This is a genomic window from Paucibacter sp. DJ2R-2, assembly GCF_025717675.1.
Lineage (GTDB): Bacteria > Pseudomonadota > Gammaproteobacteria > Burkholderiales > Burkholderiaceae_C > Paucibacter_A.
This window is the reverse complement of sequence record NZ_JAJIRT010000011.1, coordinates 58,859-75,079: the sequence shown is the minus strand read 5'-3', so window position 1 is coordinate 75,079 and position 16,221 is coordinate 58,859. Positions and strand designations below refer to the sequence as shown.

The following is a 16,221-nucleotide window of genomic DNA, read 5'->3' as shown; positions in this document are numbered from 1 at the left end:
GCGGCTCCGTGTGCCGGTCACGCCGCAGCGGCCGTCAGCGACTTGCGGATCTGCTCCAGCACATCCTTGGCACTGGCCGGGATCGGGGTGCCGGGGCCGTAGATGCCCTTGACGCCGGCCTCATAGAGCATGTCGTAGTCCTGCGCCGGAATCACGCCGCCGACGAAGACGATGATGTCGTCCGCACCTTGTTCCTTCAGAGCGGCGATGATGGCCGGCACCAGGGTCTTGTGACCGGCGGCCAGGGTCGAGATGCCGACCGCATGGACGTCGTTTTCAATCGCTTGGCGGGCGCATTCCTCGGGGGTCTGGAACAGCGGGCCGATGTCCACATCGAAGCCCAGGTCGGCATAGGCCGTGGCCACCACCTTGGCGCCACGGTCGTGGCCGTCCTGCCCCAGCTTGGCCACCATCACGCGCGGGCGGCGGCCGTTTTCATCGGCAAAAGCCTTGATCTCTTCCTGCAGCTTGGCCCAGCCCTCGGCAGAGTCATAAGCCGCGGCATAGACGCCTGTGACCTTTTGCGTGTCGGCGCGGTGACGGCCATAGACCGCCTCCAAGGCGTCGCTGATCTCGCCCACCGTGGCACGCAGGCGCACGGCCTGGATGCTCAAGTCCAGCAGATTGCCTTGACCGGACTTGGCGGCTTCGGTCAGGGCATTGAGCGCGGCCTGAACGGCGGCGTTGTCGCGGCTGGCCTTGATGGATTTGAGCCGCTCAATCTGGCCGTCACGCACGCGGACATTGTCGACATCGAGGATCTCGATCTTGTCTTCCTTAGCCAGCTTGTATTTGTTGACGCCCACGATGACATCGCGGCCCGAGTCGATGGCCGCCTGCTTCTCGGCCGCGCTGGCTTCGATCTTGAGCTTGGCCCAACCACTGTCCACCGCCTTGACCATGCCGCCCATGGCCTCGACCTCTTCGATGATGGACCAGGCCTTGTCGGCCATGTCCTGGGTCAGAGACTCCATCATGTAGCTGCCGGCCCAGGGGTCGATCACGCTGGTGATGTGGGTCTCTTCCTGGATGATGAGCTGGGTGTTGCGGGCGATGCGCGATGAAAACTCGGTGGGCAGGGCAATCGCCTCGTCCAGCGAATTGGTGTGCAGGCTTTGCGTGCCGCCGAAGACCGCGGCCATGGCCTCGATGGTGGTGCGCACCACATTGTTGTAGGGGTCTTGCTCAGTGAGGCTCCAGCCCGAGGTCTGGCTGTGCGTGCGCAGCATCAGGCTCTTCGGATTCTTGGCCTCGAAGCCCTTCATGATCCGGCACCAGAGCAAGCGCGCCGCCCGCATCTTGGCAATCTCCAGATAGAAGTTCATGCCCACCGCCCAGAAGAAGGACAGGCGCGGCGCGAAGTCATCGACATCCAGGCCCTTGGCCAGGGCGGTCTTCACATACTCCTTGCCGTCGGCGAGGGTGAAGGCCAGCTCCAGCGCCTGGTTGGCGCCGGCTTCCTGCATGTGATATCCGCTAATGCTGATCGAGTTGAACTTGGGCATCTTCTGCGCCGTGTACTCGATGATGTCGCCGATGATCTTCATCGAGGGCTCGGGCGGGTAGATGTAGGTGTTGCGGACCATGAACTCCTTGAGGATGTCGTTCTGGATGGTGCCGCTCAACTTGTCCTGCGAAACGCCCTGCTCTTCCGCTGCCACCACATAGCCCGCCAGCACCGGCAAGACGGCGCCGTTCATGGTCATGGAGACGGACACCTTGTCGAGCGGAATCTCGTTGAAGAGGATCTTCATGTCCTCGACCGAATCGATCGCCACGCCGGCCTTGCCGACATCGCCGGTCACGCGCGGATGGTCGCTGTCGTAGCCGCGGTGGGTGGCCAGATCAAAGGCCACCGACACGCCCTGCCCGCCGGCCGCCAAGGCCTTGCGGTAGAAGGCATTGCTTTCTTCGGCGGTGGAGAAACCCGCGTACTGGCGGATGGTCCAGGGCCGCACCGCATACATGGTGGCCTGCGGGCCGCGCAGAAAGGGCTCAAAGCCCGGCAAGGTGTCGGCATGCGGCAGACCCGCCGTGTCGGCTGCGGTGTAAAGCGGCTTGACCGAAAGTCCTTCGGGCGTGTGCCAGTTCAGGGCCGAGACATCGCCACCGGGGGCGGATTTGGCGGCGGCTTTTTCCCACTGCGCCAGCGTGGCTTGCGGGAATTCGAACGCTTGCTTCTTGGATTCAGACATCTCTTGGCTCCTGCGGACGCTCCATCATAGCGACCATCATTCATAATTATAAATTCAGAATTGACGCTACACTGACGGCGACGCACCCCCACCATGCCTGCCGAACCTCGCTCGATCAAGCCCAGCCCGGCACTCGGAACGGCCGCTCCGGCGCTCCCGCTTGCCCACGCACTGGCCCACCGCGCTCTCTATCAAGAGGTGGCGGAACATCTGCGCCAACAAATCTTCAGTCGCCAGCTGGAACCCGGCGCCTGGATCGACGAACTCAAACTCTGCGGCGAGCTGGGCATCAGCCGGACACCGATGCGGGAGGCGCTCAAGGTGCTGGCGGTCGAGGGCCTGGTGACCATGAAGCTGCGCCGCGGCGCCTATGTCACCGAGATGAGCGAGCGCGATGTGCGCGAGGCCTACCAGCTGCTGGCTCTGCTCGAGAGCGACGCCGCCGCCCGCGTGGCTGCCCAGGGCAGCGAGGCCGACCTGGCCGAGCTGCAGGCCCTGCATGAGGAGCTGGAACGCCAGGTGGCCGAGCGCGACGCCTTCTTCGCCGCCAACGAGCGATTTCACCTACGCATGCTGGAGATCGAAGCCAACCGTTGGCGTCAGCAGATCGTCACCGACCTGCGGCGCGTGATGAAGCTGAACCGCCACCACTCGCTGTTCAAACAAGGCCGGCTGCAAGACTCCCTGAAAGAGCACCGCATGCTGATGAAAGCCCTGCGTGAGCGGCACGCCGACGAAGCCGCCCGACTGATGCGGGCCCACTTCGACAACGGGCTGGCCGCCGCGACGCAGGCCTGAGCCAAGCCGGTCAAAGCCCTGAATTGGGCCGCTAGCGCCCCGCTCCACTGCCTCTTCGCGCCATGGCATGGCGTGCAAACTGCACGGCATTCGGGTCCTCGGAATCGTGACTGCTGATGCTCTTGCATGCCAGCGCACCGTCCGGTGGACCTCCCCTGGAACCAGCCGAACAGGCGAGCAAGGAGAGCCGCGATCATGGTCACACGCGAGGCACTGGAAAAGTCCGTCAAGGAATGGTGGTACTACACCGTGCAACTGGCCCCCGATCTGGTGGCCCAGGGCACCTACCCCGCCGACTTCCCGTACATGCCGCGCATGCTGATGCGCAACGCCCATTTGCAAGGCCAGGACTGCCTGGACCTGGGCAGCATGGAAGGCGTGATCCCGGTGCTGATGCATCGCAAGGGGGCCAAGCGCATCATTGCCGCCGACGCCGTGCCGCATTGCGCCGAGAAGATGGATTTGCTGCAGAAAGTCTACGGCGCCAGCTGGGACTTCCGCGAAGTCGGCCTGATGTACGACTTATCGCAAAAGCTGGCGGCCGATGGCACGTTTGATTATGTGAACCTCTCCGGCGTGCTTTACCACGTGTTCTCGCCAATGCACACCCTGGCCAGCGCCCGGCCGCTGGTCAAGAAGAATGGTCTCTTCATGCTGTCCACCAATGTGGTGAACGAGCAGTCGGACCTGATGCACTTCAACACCGCCGGCAAGCTGCAGACCGAGCCCAACACCTTCTGGTACCCGAGCATTCCACTGCTCGAGTACATGCTGCGTTACTTCAACTTCGCACCCATCGACTGCCTCTACAGCCGCCACCCCTCGAACAGCCCCCTGCATGTACCGGGCAAGGAGTGCGGTTTCATCTCCATCGTCTGCCGCGCCGTCGACCGGGGTGCGGCCGTAGCCGCCAGCGACCACTGGGCCAAACGCTCGATGCTGGGCTCCTGGGAGTACACCGGCCTGTCGCCGCAAAAGCACGACCCGGCCGAAGTGCCCTCCAGCATTGGCTACGACATTCCTGACACATTGAAGGACATGATGGCGCGCAACGGCTCCATCGACCTGCACCTGGCCGTGAACGAACTCGGCCGTCGCGTCGAGCGGGCCAAGCGTGTGGAAGACACTTACTTGCTGCGTTTGGGCGACGAGTCCTGATGGGGGCGGCCCAGGCTTGAGGGCGGGATGGCGGACTACTAGATTCAGTGGCCGGAGCCGGCGCTGAACGGTCTTCCGCCAGGTAGTTTCGGCACGCAGAGCTCGCAGAGAACCGCAAAGTACGCTGAGACGACAGTCTTGTTCCTCTCTCTGCGACCTCTGCAGTCCTCCGCGCACTCTGCGTTCGAACTGAAACCGCAGAGAACGACGGCTCCGTGCCGCATCCAGGCAGCACAGAAAATGCTTCGCAAGCCCCGGCACTGCGCGAGTTGAGAGGCTCCGTGAGCCTCGTTCCTTGAACTCAGGCGCTTCCGTCCGGTCTCTCGTCCACCCGCCCTACCACCCGCGCCGGATTGCCCGCCACGATGGACAGCTCGGGCGCCTGGAAATGCGGAGACAGCACCGAGCCGGCCGCGATCACGCAACCGCGACCGATGCGCACGCCCTTGAGTATGGTCACACGCGAGCCGATGAAGACCTCGTCGCCAATGACGACTTCGGCCGGCTGCGGGTCGGGCTCGCGGCGGTGGTCCAGGCGCAGGTCGTGCAGATTGCTGTCCATGACCTGGAGCTCGGCACCAACCAGGCAGTTGGCACCGAAACGGATGGCAGCGCCTTCCGAAATCAAGTTCAAGCGGTTGTTGAACACCGTGCCAGGGCCGACTTCAATCAGCGAGTCGGGCGTGCGCGCCTCGACATAGCTGCAGGCATAGCTGCCCGGTGAACGCGGTACACCGAACACCGTGCTGGTGGCCAGGCGAATGCGCCCTGCCCCCTTGAGCACTGTAGGTGTGAGGAAGTTGAGATTGCGCGAGCCGGCCCCGCTGATCTCGATCCGGCCCTTGTCGGAGACATGAAAGAAGTAGTGCACCAGCAGCGCGCGCACCCAGGTCTCGAGCTCGAAAGGCGGGCTGCGCGAGATCAGACCACGCCAGCGTTCCAGACGGTTTTGCATGCTCATGTCGGTGGGCCGGGACTCAGAAGCCGTGGGTGTCGAGGAACTGGCGCCAGGCCAGCAGGAACTCGGCCTCGCTGCCGGGTTCACCGGCGGCCATGCGTGGCAATAGCTGGGCGAAGCCCTGCATATCGGCCTGCTCGGCATAGCCCTTGCTCAGGGCATTGCCAATGCCGCGGTAGCAAAGCTGGGCCTGTGCCTCACTGAGCTTGCCCAGACGCAGGCCGCCAATCGCCAGGGCGACAAAGCCGAGATGGGCACCCTTCATATGGGGGCCATTGAACTGGGCCGAGTGCCCTTCGCCACCGGCGCGGAAATAGCCCAGACGGTCCTGGATATAGGCCACCGGCGCTTGCAGGCTGGCCGCCAGAAAAAAACCCAGGTCCCACAAGCCGGCATAAGACACCTCGCCAAACGCCGGCTGCGCCAGCAGTTCGGCGCAACGCGCCCGCACCACACAGTTGGAAAACTCGCCCAGCCAGTTCTGACACAGGGGCACGGTGCTGCTGAACAAGGCGTTCGGCCCGACCGAGAGCATGCGGTTGTTGGAGCTGAAGATGGCCTCAGGAATCGGCATGCCTTCGATGGGCTGACCGCGCTCATTGGCGGTCCAGCGCGCGCTGATGCTGCAGGACACCTCGGCCATGGCGTGCGCCGCCAGATGCTGGGTGTAGAAGTCGGGAAAGATCACATCGTCGTCGAGCAGGATGTGAAAAAGCTCACCGCTGCCGCCCCAGAGTTTGACCAGATGTTTGAAGTTCTCATACGCGCCGGCACGGGGCCCGCGGTGAATCTCCAGCGGCAAGGCCGCCACCCACTGGGCATAACGCGGTGAACGCAGGGCCTCGCTGAACTCGCCGTTCGGGCTGTCGTCGGACACGATGATGCGGTCCGACTTATGGGTCTGCGTGAGCAGGCCGGCCAGCAGCTCCTGCAGGTACTTGGTCTTGTAGGCCGGGATCAAGGTGGTGATGTGCATGGCTCAGGGCGCGCTCGGGCTCACCGCAGCTTGCGGTCTGCACATTACAACCGCACACCCCCACGCCATAGGACGCGAACAGGCGAGTAATGGCCCCGTTTATGGGGCCTTCGCGCAGGGCGTCCGTCTCTAGCATCGGCAAACCTGGAAGAAACTTGAGAAAAAACTTTTCATGAACACCGCCGCCCTGTGTCAAACCGCCGCACTGGCAAATTCGAGCGCTCAAGTCCTCTGGACCGGCGCCGAAATCGCTAGCACGCGGGCAGCCGAACGGTGCTTGGAAAAGACCTTGTTTGTCTGCTCTTTTGTGGAATTTGCCGCGCCGCGAACGGGAGCTGCTGAACGCAGCGCTCGACCGATGCGCCGCGTGCAAACGCCTGTGCAGGCCAGTCGCCATGCCCCTGGGCCGGGGTGGGCGCAGCCGAGTACGGGTGTTAGGACGAGCAGGAACTCCAGCCAGACCCAGGCCTTTCACGCCGCCGCCCGGAACGCAATCCGAGGATACAGCGCCATGGCAACGCAGCCGGTGAGCCAACCATGACAACTCTGGTCACGCATCTGACGACGGCCCAGATCGCCGGTCTGGGCACGCGCACGCTCGCTCGCTTTTCCAGCGAAGACTGGGCGGCGTTCTCCAGCGAGCAGATCCAGGCGCTGACCAGCCAGCAGTTCGCCTCGCTGAGCAGCTTTGCCATTCGTTCGCTCAGCAGCGAGCAGGTGCGTCATTTCCAGACCGAAGACCTGCGCGCGCTGAGCAGCAGTGCCTTGCGCGCCCTGGGCACCGATCAGCTTGGGGTTTGGAGCTCGGACCAGTTTGCCGCCTTGGGCACGGCCCAAGTCAATGCACTGAGCAGCACGCAAATTCAAGGCCTCGCGACCGAAGACCTGAACGCACTCACCTCCAGCCAATTCAAGGCCATCAATTCCGCCCAGGTCGCCGCCCTGCTGACCGAGCAGCTGCGTGCCCTGAGCACCGAGGACTTCGCCGCCATCGGTACGGCCGGGCTCAAGGGCCTGAGCTCGACCCAGTTGGCCGCCCTCGGTAGCGATCAAATCGTCGCCTTGACCACGGCGCAGGCCGCCTCGCTGAACAGCGCCCAGGTGGCCGGCTTCTCGACCGAGCAGATCAGCAAGCTGGCGACCGATGACCTGAAGGCACTGAACACTGGCGCCCTGCGCGCGCTGAGCAGCGAGCAACTTGCGGCCCTGGGCTCGGACCAATTCGGCGCGCTCACCACCGCGCAGGTCAATGCCCTGAGCACGAACCAGCTGCGCAGCCTCGGCACGGAAGACTTCAACGCCCTGACGACCACGCAGTTCCGCGCCATCAGCTCGGCCCAAGTGGCCGCCCTGGGTACCGAACAGCTGAGCAGCCTCAATACTGAAGACTTCGCTGCCATCGGCACGGTTGGTTTCAAGGGTTTGAGCTCGACCCAGTTGGCCGTACTGAGCAGCGACCAGATCGTCGCATTGACGACCGCTCAGGCTGCCTCGCTGAACAGCGCTCAAGTGGCAGGTCTCACGACCGAACAAATCAGCAAGCTGGCCAGCGATGACCTGCGTGCCATCAGCAGCAGCGCCTTGCGCACCTTCAGCAGCGACCAGCTGGCGGCACTCGGCTCCGACCAGATCGCCGCCCTGACGACCGCACAAGTCAGCGCGCTGACCAGCACCCAGATCCGCAACTGGGGCACGGAGGACCTCGGGGCCCTGGGCAGCGCCCAGTTCCGAGCCCTGAACTCGGCCCAGACCGCAGCGCTGAGCACCGATCAGATCCGCGCGCTGAGCACCGAGGACTTCGCCGCGCTCAGCACCGCCGGCCTGCGAGGCTTCAGCTCCAGCCAAATCGCCGCGCTGAGCAGCGATCAGATCATCGCCCTGAGCACGGCCCAAACGGCCTCCCTCAGCAGCGCCCAGGTGGCCGGCCTGAACACAGAACAAGTCAAGCAGTTGCAGACCGATGACTTGCGTGCCCTGGGCACGGGCGCACTGAAAGCCTTCAGCAGCGAGCAGATCGCCGCCCTGGACTCGGAGCAGATCGCTGTGCTGACCACCGCGCAAATCGCGGCCATGACCAGCACCCCGGTCAACCAGCTCGCGACCCTGAGCACGGACGAGATCCGCGCCCTGACCACCGCCCAGGCCGCCGTGCTCAACAGCGCGCAAGTGCGTGGCCTGAGCACCGAGCAATGGGCAGCCTTCGCGACCGAGGATCTGCGCGCTCTCAATACCAATGCCTTGCGCGCCCTGGGCACCGACCAGCTGGCCGTGCTCGGCTCGGACCAGTTCGCCGCGCTCAGCACCGCGCAAGTCAATGCCCTGACCAGCACGCAAGTGCAGTCGCTGAGCAGCGAAGACCTGAACGCCTTGACGTCCAACCAGTTCAAGGCCATCAATTCCGCCCAGGTCGCTGCCCTGCTGACCGAACAGCTGCGTGCCTTGAGCACTGAAGACTTCGCGGCCATTGGCACAGCCGGGCTCAAGGGCTTGAGCTCCACCCAGCTGGCTGCATTGAGCAGCGATCAGGTCGTCGCCCTGACGACCGCGCAGGCCGCCTCGCTGAACAGCGCCCAGGTGGTCGGCTTCTCGACCGAGCAGATCAGCAAGCTGGCCACCGATGACCTCAAAGCCCTGAACACCGGCGCCCTTCGTGCGCTGAGCAGCGAGCAGCTCGCAGCCCTGGGCTCGGACCAGTTCGGCGCACTCACCACGGCGCAGGTCAACGCCCTGACCACAACCCAGCTGCGCAGCCTCGGCACGGAAGACTTCAACGCCCTGACGACCACCCAGTTCCGCGCCATCAGCTCGGCCCAAGTGGCCGCCCTGGGCACTGAACAGCTGAGCAGCCTCAACACCGAAGACTTCGCTGCCATCGGCACGGTCGGATTCAAGGGTTTGAGCTCGACCCAGCTGGCGGTGCTGAGCAGCGACCAGATCGTCGCGCTGACGACGGCTCAAGCCGCGACATTGAACAGCGCCCAAGTGGCCGGCCTCACGACCGAGCAAATCAGCAAGCTGGCCAGCGACGACCTGCGGGCCATCAGCAGCAGCGCCCTGCGCGCCTTCAGCAGCGACCAGTTGGCGGCACTCGGCTCCGACCAGATCGCCGCCCTGACGACCGCACAAGTCAGCGCGCTGACCAGCACCCAGATTCGCGCCTGGGGCACCGAGGACCTCGGGGCCCTGGGCACGGCCCAGTTCCGCGCCCTGAACTCGGCCCAGACCGCGGCACTGAGCACCGATCAGATCCGCGCGCTGAGCACCGAGGACTTCGCTGCGATCAGCACCGCCGGCCTGCGCGGCTTCAGCTCCAGCCAGATCGCGGCGCTGAGCAGTGACCAGATCATCGCCCTGAGCACGGCCCAAACGGCCTCACTCAGCAGCACCCAGGTCGCCGGCCTGAACACCGAACACATCCACCAGCTGCAGACCGACGACTTGCGTGCCCTGGGCACGGGCGCACTGAAAGCCTTCAGCAGCGAGCAGATCGCGGCCCTGGACTCGGACCAAATCGCTGTGCTGACCACCGCGCAAATCGGGGCCATGACCAGCACCCCGGTCAACCAGCTCGCGGCCCTGAGCACGGACGAGATCCGCGCCCTGACCACCGCCCAGGCCGCCGTGCTCAACAGCGCGCAAGTGCGTGGCCTGAGCACCGAACAATGGGCGGCTTTCGCGACCGAGGATCTGCGCGCCCTCAACACCAATGCCTTGCGCGCCCTGGGCACCGACCAGCTGGCCGTACTCGGCTCGGACCAGTTCGCCGCGCTCAGCACCGCGCAAGTCAATGCCCTGACCAGCACGCAAGTGCAGTCGCTGAGCAGCGAAGACCTGAACGCCTTGACGTCCAACCAGTTCAAGGCCATCAATTCCGCCCAGGTCGCTGCCCTGCTGACCGAGCAGCTGCGCGCCCTGAGCACCGAAGACTTCGCCGCCATCGGCACCGCTGGCCTCCGGGGCCTGAACTCCACCCAGCTGGCTGCATTGAGCAGCGATCAGATCGTCGCCCTGACGACCGCGCAGGCCGCCTCGCTGAACAGCGCCCAGGTGGCCGGCTTCTCGACCGAGCAGATCAGCAAGCTGGCGACCGATGACCTGAAGGCACTGAACACCGGCGCCCTGCGCGCGCTCAGCAGCGACCAGCTCGCAGCCCTGGGCTCGGACCAGTTCGCCGCGCTCACCACCGCGCAGGTCAACGCCCTGAGCACGACCCAGCTGCGCAGCCTCGGCACGGAAGACTTCAATGCCCTGACGACCGCCCAGTTCCGCGCCATCAGCTCGGCCCAGGTGGCCGCCCTGGGCACCGAACAGCTGCGCAACCTCAACACCGAAGACCTGGCCGCCATCGGCACGGTCGGCTTCAAGGGTCTGAGCTCAACCCAGCTGACCGTGCTGAGCAGCGATCAGATCGTCGCGCTGACCACGGCTCAAGCGGCTGCCTTGAACAGCGCCCAAGTAGCCGGCCTCACGACTGAGCAGATCAGCAAGCTGGCCAGCGACGACCTGCGTGCCATCAGCAGCAGCGCCCTGCGTGCCTTCAGCAGCGATCAGTTGGCGGCTCTCGGCTCGGACCAGATTGCGGCACTGAGCACGGCTCAGGTCAACGGTCTGAGCAGCAGCCAATTCCAAAGCCTGCGCAGCGAAGACCTGGGCGCCTTGAGTACGGCACAGTTCCGCGCGCTCAGCTCGGCCCAGGTGGCGGCCTTGAGCAGCGAGCAGCTGGCCAGCCTGGCCACCGACGATTTCGCAGCCATCGGTACCGGCGGCCTGCGTGGTCTGAGTTCGACCCAGCTGGGCTGGTTGTCCAGCGATCAGATCAAGGCCTTGAGCACGGCGCAAGCCGCCTCGCTGACCAGCGCCCAGGTGGCCGGCCTCAGCAGCGATCAAATTGCCAAGATGGCCAGCGAGGATGTGGCCGCGCTCAGCAGCGCCGCCCTGCGCGCCTTGCGCAGCGAACAGCTGAGCGCCCTGGGATCGGAGCAAATCGCGGCTCTGGGCACGGCCCAGGTCAACGCCTTGACGAGCGAGCAGATCAGGACCTGGAGCAGCGAGGACCTGAACGCCTTGACCACGGCGCAGTTTCGCGCACTGAGCTCAGCCCAGGCTGCGGCCTTCACCACGGAACAAGTCCATGGCCTGCGCAGCGAAGACTTTGCGGCCATCAGCAGTGCCGGCCTGAAGGGTTTCAGTTCGGTGCAGATCGCCGCGCTGAGCACGGAGCAGATCGTCGCCCTGAGCACGGCCCAAGCCGCCGCCTTGAACAGCGTACAGACGCAAGGCTTGAGCACCGAGCAGCTGGCCAAGATCCAGACCGATGATCTCCGCGCCCTGAGCAGCGCGGTCATCAAATCACTGAGCAGTGAACAACTGCAAGCCTTGGGCTCGGACCAGGTGGCCAGCCTCAGCACGGCACAGATCGCCGCACTGGGCAGCGCGCCCATCAACCAGCTGGCCAGTTTCAGCAGCGACGAGATCCGGGCGCTCAGCAGCGCCCAAGTGGCGGCCTTCACCAGTGCCCAGGTGCGTGGCCTGAGCACCGAGCAGATCGCCGCCCTGGCCACCGAAGACCTGCGGGCCCTGAAGACGGCCGCCTTGCGCGCCCTGGGCACCGACCAGCTGGCCGCCCTGAATAGCGAGCAGCTGGCCGCCTTGACCACGACTCAGGTCAATGCATTGACCAGCACACAAGTGCAGTCGCTGGCCAGCGATGACCTCAACGCGTTCACATCGAGCCAATTCAAGGCCATCAATTCCGCCCAGGTCGCCGCCCTGCTGACCGAACAGCTGCGCGCCCTGAGCACCGAAGACTTCGCCGCCATCGGTACGGCCGGCTTGCGCGGCCTGAGCTCGATCCAGCTGGCGGCGCTCGGCAGCGATCAGATCATCGCTTTGACGACAGCTCAGGCCGCTTCGCTGACCTCCGCTCAAGTACCGGGCTTGAGCACCGAGCAGCTCAGCAAACTGGCCACGGACGACCTGATGGCTCTGAACTCGGCCGCCCTGAGAGCGCTCTCCAGCGACCAGTTGGCGGTGCTCAGCAGCGAGCAATGGCGCAATTTGGGTACGGCCCAGATCAACGCCCTGCGCAGCGACCAGATCCGCAGCCTGGCCAGCGATGACCTCAATGCACTGGGCAGTGAGCAACTGCGCCAGATCAGCTCCAGCCTGATCGCAGCGCTGACAACCGAACAGCTGCGCACCTTGGGCACGGAAGACTTTGCCGCCATCGGCACGGGCGGCCTGCGCGGCCTGAGCTCGACCCAGCTCGCCGTGCTGAGCAGTGACCAGATCATCGCCCTGAGCACCGCACAGGCCAGCACCCTGAGCAGCGCCCAAGTGGCAGGATTCAGCAGCGATCAGATGGCCAAGCTGGCCAGCGATGACCTGCGCGCCTTGAACAGCGCCGCCCTGCGCGCCTTGAGCACCGATCAGCTCGCGGCCTTGGGCTCGGATCAGATCGCAGCCTTGAGCACCGCTCAGGTCAATGCCCTGACCAGCACCCAGGTTCAGGGCTTGCGCAGCGAGGACCTGAATGCCCTGACTTCGCAGCAGTTCGCTGCCATCAACTCTGCCCAGATGGCCGCGCTGAGCAGCGATCAATTGCGCAGCCTGAGCACCGAGGACTTCGCGGCCATCGGCACCGCCGGCCTGCGCGGCCTGAGCTCGACGCAGATTGGCGCGCTGAGCAGCGAGCAGATCATCGCCCTGAGCACCGCCCAGGCGGCCTCGCTGAGCAGCGTGCAGGTCTTGGGACTGAGCACCGAGCAGATCACCCGGCTGCAGACCGACGACCTGCGTGCACTCAGCACGGGCGCAATCCGCGTGCTCAGCAGCGATCAGTTTGCGGCGCTGAACAGCGATCAGATCAGCGCGCTCACCACCGCCCAGGTGGCGGCCCTGGTGACCTCACCGCACAACCAGCTCGGCAGCCTCAGCACCGACGAAATCCGCGCCCTGACCACGGCCCAGGCCGCCACCCTGACCAGCAGCCAGATGAAGGGCTTCAGCAGCGACCAGATCGCGGCCTTCGCCACCGACGATCTGCGCGCGCTGAGCAGCAATGCGCTGCGCAATCTGGGCACGGACCAGATCGCCGCACTCGGCTCGGATCAGTTGGTGGCCCTGAGCACGAACCAGATCAATGCCCTGACCAGCACACAGATCCGCGGCCTGAACAGCGAAGACCTCAATGCCCTGAGCAGCGAGCAGTTCGCCGCCATTGCATCCAGCCAGATCGCGGCACTGGGCACCGAGCAGCTGCGCAGCCTGAACAGCGATGACCTGGCCGCGATTGGCACGGGCGGTCTGCGTGGCTTGAGCTCCAGCCAGCTGGGCGCCCTAGGCACCGAGCAAATCCTGGCCCTGAGCACGGACCAGATCGCCTCGCTGGGCAGCGCACAGACACCTGGCTTCAGCACCGAGCAGATCAGCAAACTGGCCAGCGACGACCTGCAGTCCCTGTCCAGCGCCGGCCTGCGCGCGCTCAGCACGGAGCAGATCGCGGCCTTGTCGTCCGATCAGCTGGCCCAGCTCGGCACCGCCCAGATCAACGCCTTGACCAGCACCCAGTTCATGGGCCTGACCAGCGAAGACTTGCGCGCGCTGACGACCACACAGTACCAGGCCCTGGCCTCCAGCCAAGTCGCCACGCTGAGCAGCGATCAGCTCAAACTGCTCGCCACCGACGACTTCGCCGCCATCGGCACCGCCGGTCTCCGCGGCCTGAGTTCGCTGCAGATCAGCCAGCTGGGCAGCGAGCAGATCAAGGCCCTCAGCACCACGCAGAGCGCATCCCTGAACAGCAGCCAGGTCGTGGGCCTGAGCACCGAACAATTGGCTTTCCTGCAAACCGAGGACCTGCGCGCCCTCAACAGCAGCGCCCTGCGCGCGCTGAGCAGCAGCCAGTTGGCGGCACTGAGCTCAGACCAGATTCAGGCGCTCAGCAGCAACCAGGTCAATTCGCTGACCACGGCCCAGATCCAGGGCCTGGGCAGCGATGACCTCAATGCCTTGAGCAGCAGCCAGTTCAATGCTCTGGGCTCGGCCCAGATCGCCGCGCTGAGCACCGAGCAGATCCGCACGTTGACGACGGAAGACTTTGCCGCCATCAGCACAGCCGCCTGGCGCGGCCTGAGTTCGACCCAGATCCGCTCTTTGGGCAGCGACCAGATCATTGCCATGAGCAGCGACCAGTCGGCGGCCATGACCTCGGCCCAGGTCCAGGGCATAGGCACCGACCAGCTTGCACGCCTGCAGACCGAAGACCTGCGCCAGCTCTCGACCGCTGCCGTCCAGGCGCTCAGCACCGAACAGTTCCGGGCCTTGACCTCGGAGCAATTGAAGGTGCTGACCAACAGCCAGTTTGCCGCCATGACTTCGGCCCAGGTGGCCACCATCAGCACCGACGAACTCAACGCCTTCAGCACCGAGCAGATCCGCGGCTTCACCTCCGTGCAGCTGCAAGGCTTCAGCACCGAGATGGTGGCCCAGCTGAGCACCGAGAACGTGGCAGCTCTGAGCATCTTCGCCCTGCGCGGCTTCAACAGCCAGCAGCTCAATGCCTTTGACACCGAACAGGTTGGCGCCTTGAGCCGCGTGCAGGTCAGCTCGCTGACGACCAGCCAGATGCAGAGCTGGGCCACCGACGACGTCAGGGCCTTGGACAGCGATCAAATCAGCGGCCTGAGCTCCAGCCAGGTTGCGGCCTTTGGCACCCAGCAGCTGGTGACCTTTGCCAGCGACGAGATTGCGGCGCTGGGCAGCAGTGCCGTGCGCGGCCTGGCCTCGGAGGACCTCGCAGCCTTCAGCTCCGAGCAAATCGGGGCCTTGAACAGCGCGCAATTCGCCGTGCTGAGCTCGGTTCAGATGCAGGGCATAGAAGCAGCCGATATCGCGGCCATTCAGAGCGAAGACATCCGCGCACTGGGCAGCCAGGCCCTGATGGGCTGGGGCACCGACCAGTTCGCAGCGCTGAGCAGTGAACAGATCTCGGTGCTCAGCACCGCCGTTGTTCGGGCCATGACGACCGATCAGTTGGCGACCTTGAGCAGCGAGGACATCGAGGCCCTGGGTACTCAGCAGATCGCGGCCCTGAGCTCCAACCAGCTTGGCAGCTTGTCGACCGAGCAGCTCGATCATTTCCACAGTGATGACATCAAAGCCTTCACCACGGCTCAGATGGCCGGGCTGACCACCGAGCAGATTCACAGTTTCACCACCGACCAGGTGGTCGGCTTCGACCCGGAGGACCTGGCGCAGCTGAATATGAGCCAGGTGCTGTCCTTCTCGGACGCCGCCTTGGCCAGCTTCTCGGCCGAGCAGCTCGACGCCCTGCAATCCGCCACCCCCATCGTGTTGGACCTGAACGGCGACGGCGTTCACACCCTGGCTGCGGCAGACGGGGTTCAGTTTGACCTGTTCGGCACCGGCAAAAGCGCGCAATGGGCCTGGGCGGCCCCTCAGGACGGCCTGCTGGTCATGGACCGCAATGGCGACGGCCAGATCAACAATGGCCGCGAGTTGTTCGGTTCCGGCACCCTGCTGGCCGACGGCAGCCGGGCCGCCAACGGCTTCCTCGCCATGCGCGAGTTGGACCTGAACTTTGACCAGCGCCTGGACCAGGGGGACGCAGCCTTCAAGGACCTGCGCATCTGGGTCGACGGCAACAGCGACGGGCGCAGCGACGCCGGCGAACTCAAAACCCTGGATGAGCTGGGCATCACGGCCCTGAATCTGCAGGCACAGAGCGGCACGGTCATGGACCAGGGCAATTTGCTTGGCCTGGTGTCCAGCTATGAAAGCGCCGATGGCCGCAACCACGATATGGCCGATGTCTGGTTTGCCAAGGCCAGCGACAGCGCTGCGAACTCCATCGGCGCTCTGCCCCAGTTGGCCGACTTGCTGAGCGGCCCGAGCGACCGCCTCTTGAGCGACAGCAGCGCCGGCGAGCCACAGCTGGCCGCCTCTGCCCTCACGAAATCAGGCGGCATGAGCCTGCATTTGCAGGCTTTGAAGCGCGAACTCGACGACGACGATACGGCCTTGACGGGCCTGATTTGAGGTGAACCCCATGACCGACGCTTTCACCCCTTTCACTGCCATTCCTCTGCCGCGCCGGCGACTACGCCTGAGTGAAG

The 16,221-nt window shown here is 65.0% G+C and carries 6 protein-coding genes; 3 read left to right on the top strand and 3 right to left on the bottom strand.

Features of this window, described 5'->3' with window-relative positions:
* Positions 1-17: 17 nt before the first annotated feature.
* Complete coding sequence (gene scpA, locus LNV28_RS21085) at positions 18-2,195, bottom strand: methylmalonyl-CoA mutase (protein ID WP_263520074.1); 2,178 nt, start codon at positions 2,193-2,195, stop codon at positions 18-20.
* 93 nt (positions 2,196-2,288) lie between these two features.
* Here scpA and LNV28_RS21080 point away from each other — a divergent pair, with 93 nt between their 5' ends.
* Positions 2,289-2,993 (top strand): GntR family transcriptional regulator, encoded by a 705-nt coding sequence (locus LNV28_RS21080; protein WP_263520073.1) that lies wholly within the window; start codon positions 2,289-2,291, stop codon positions 2,991-2,993.
* Positions 2,994-3,188: 195 nt separating this feature from the next.
* Complete coding sequence (locus tag LNV28_RS21075) at positions 3,189-4,151, top strand: class I SAM-dependent methyltransferase (RefSeq protein ID WP_263520072.1); 963 nt, start codon at positions 3,189-3,191, stop codon at positions 4,149-4,151.
* 301 nt (positions 4,152-4,452) lie between these two features.
* Here LNV28_RS21075 and LNV28_RS21070 read toward each other — a convergent pair whose 3' ends face one another.
* Together LNV28_RS21070 and LNV28_RS21065 are read right to left on the bottom strand one after the other, a co-directional pair.
* The gene (locus LNV28_RS21070) at positions 4,453-5,112 is read right to left on the bottom strand and encodes an acyltransferase (RefSeq protein WP_263520071.1); all 660 of its coding nucleotides are present in this window, start codon (positions 5,110-5,112) and stop codon (positions 4,453-4,455) included.
* Positions 5,113-5,128: 16 nt separating this feature from the next.
* Positions 5,129-6,085, bottom strand: coding sequence for a glycosyltransferase family 2 protein (locus LNV28_RS21065; RefSeq protein WP_263520070.1), 957 nt, complete (start codon positions 6,083-6,085; stop codon positions 5,129-5,131).
* A 537-nt stretch (positions 6,086-6,622) separates the two neighbouring features.
* Here LNV28_RS21065 and LNV28_RS21060 point away from each other — a divergent pair.
* A complete protein-coding gene (locus LNV28_RS21060) occupies positions 6,623-16,144 on the top strand; it encodes an SPM autocatalytic domain-containing protein (protein ID WP_263520069.1) in 9,522 nt (3,173 codons plus the stop codon).
* Positions 16,145-16,221: the final 77 nt, after the last annotated feature.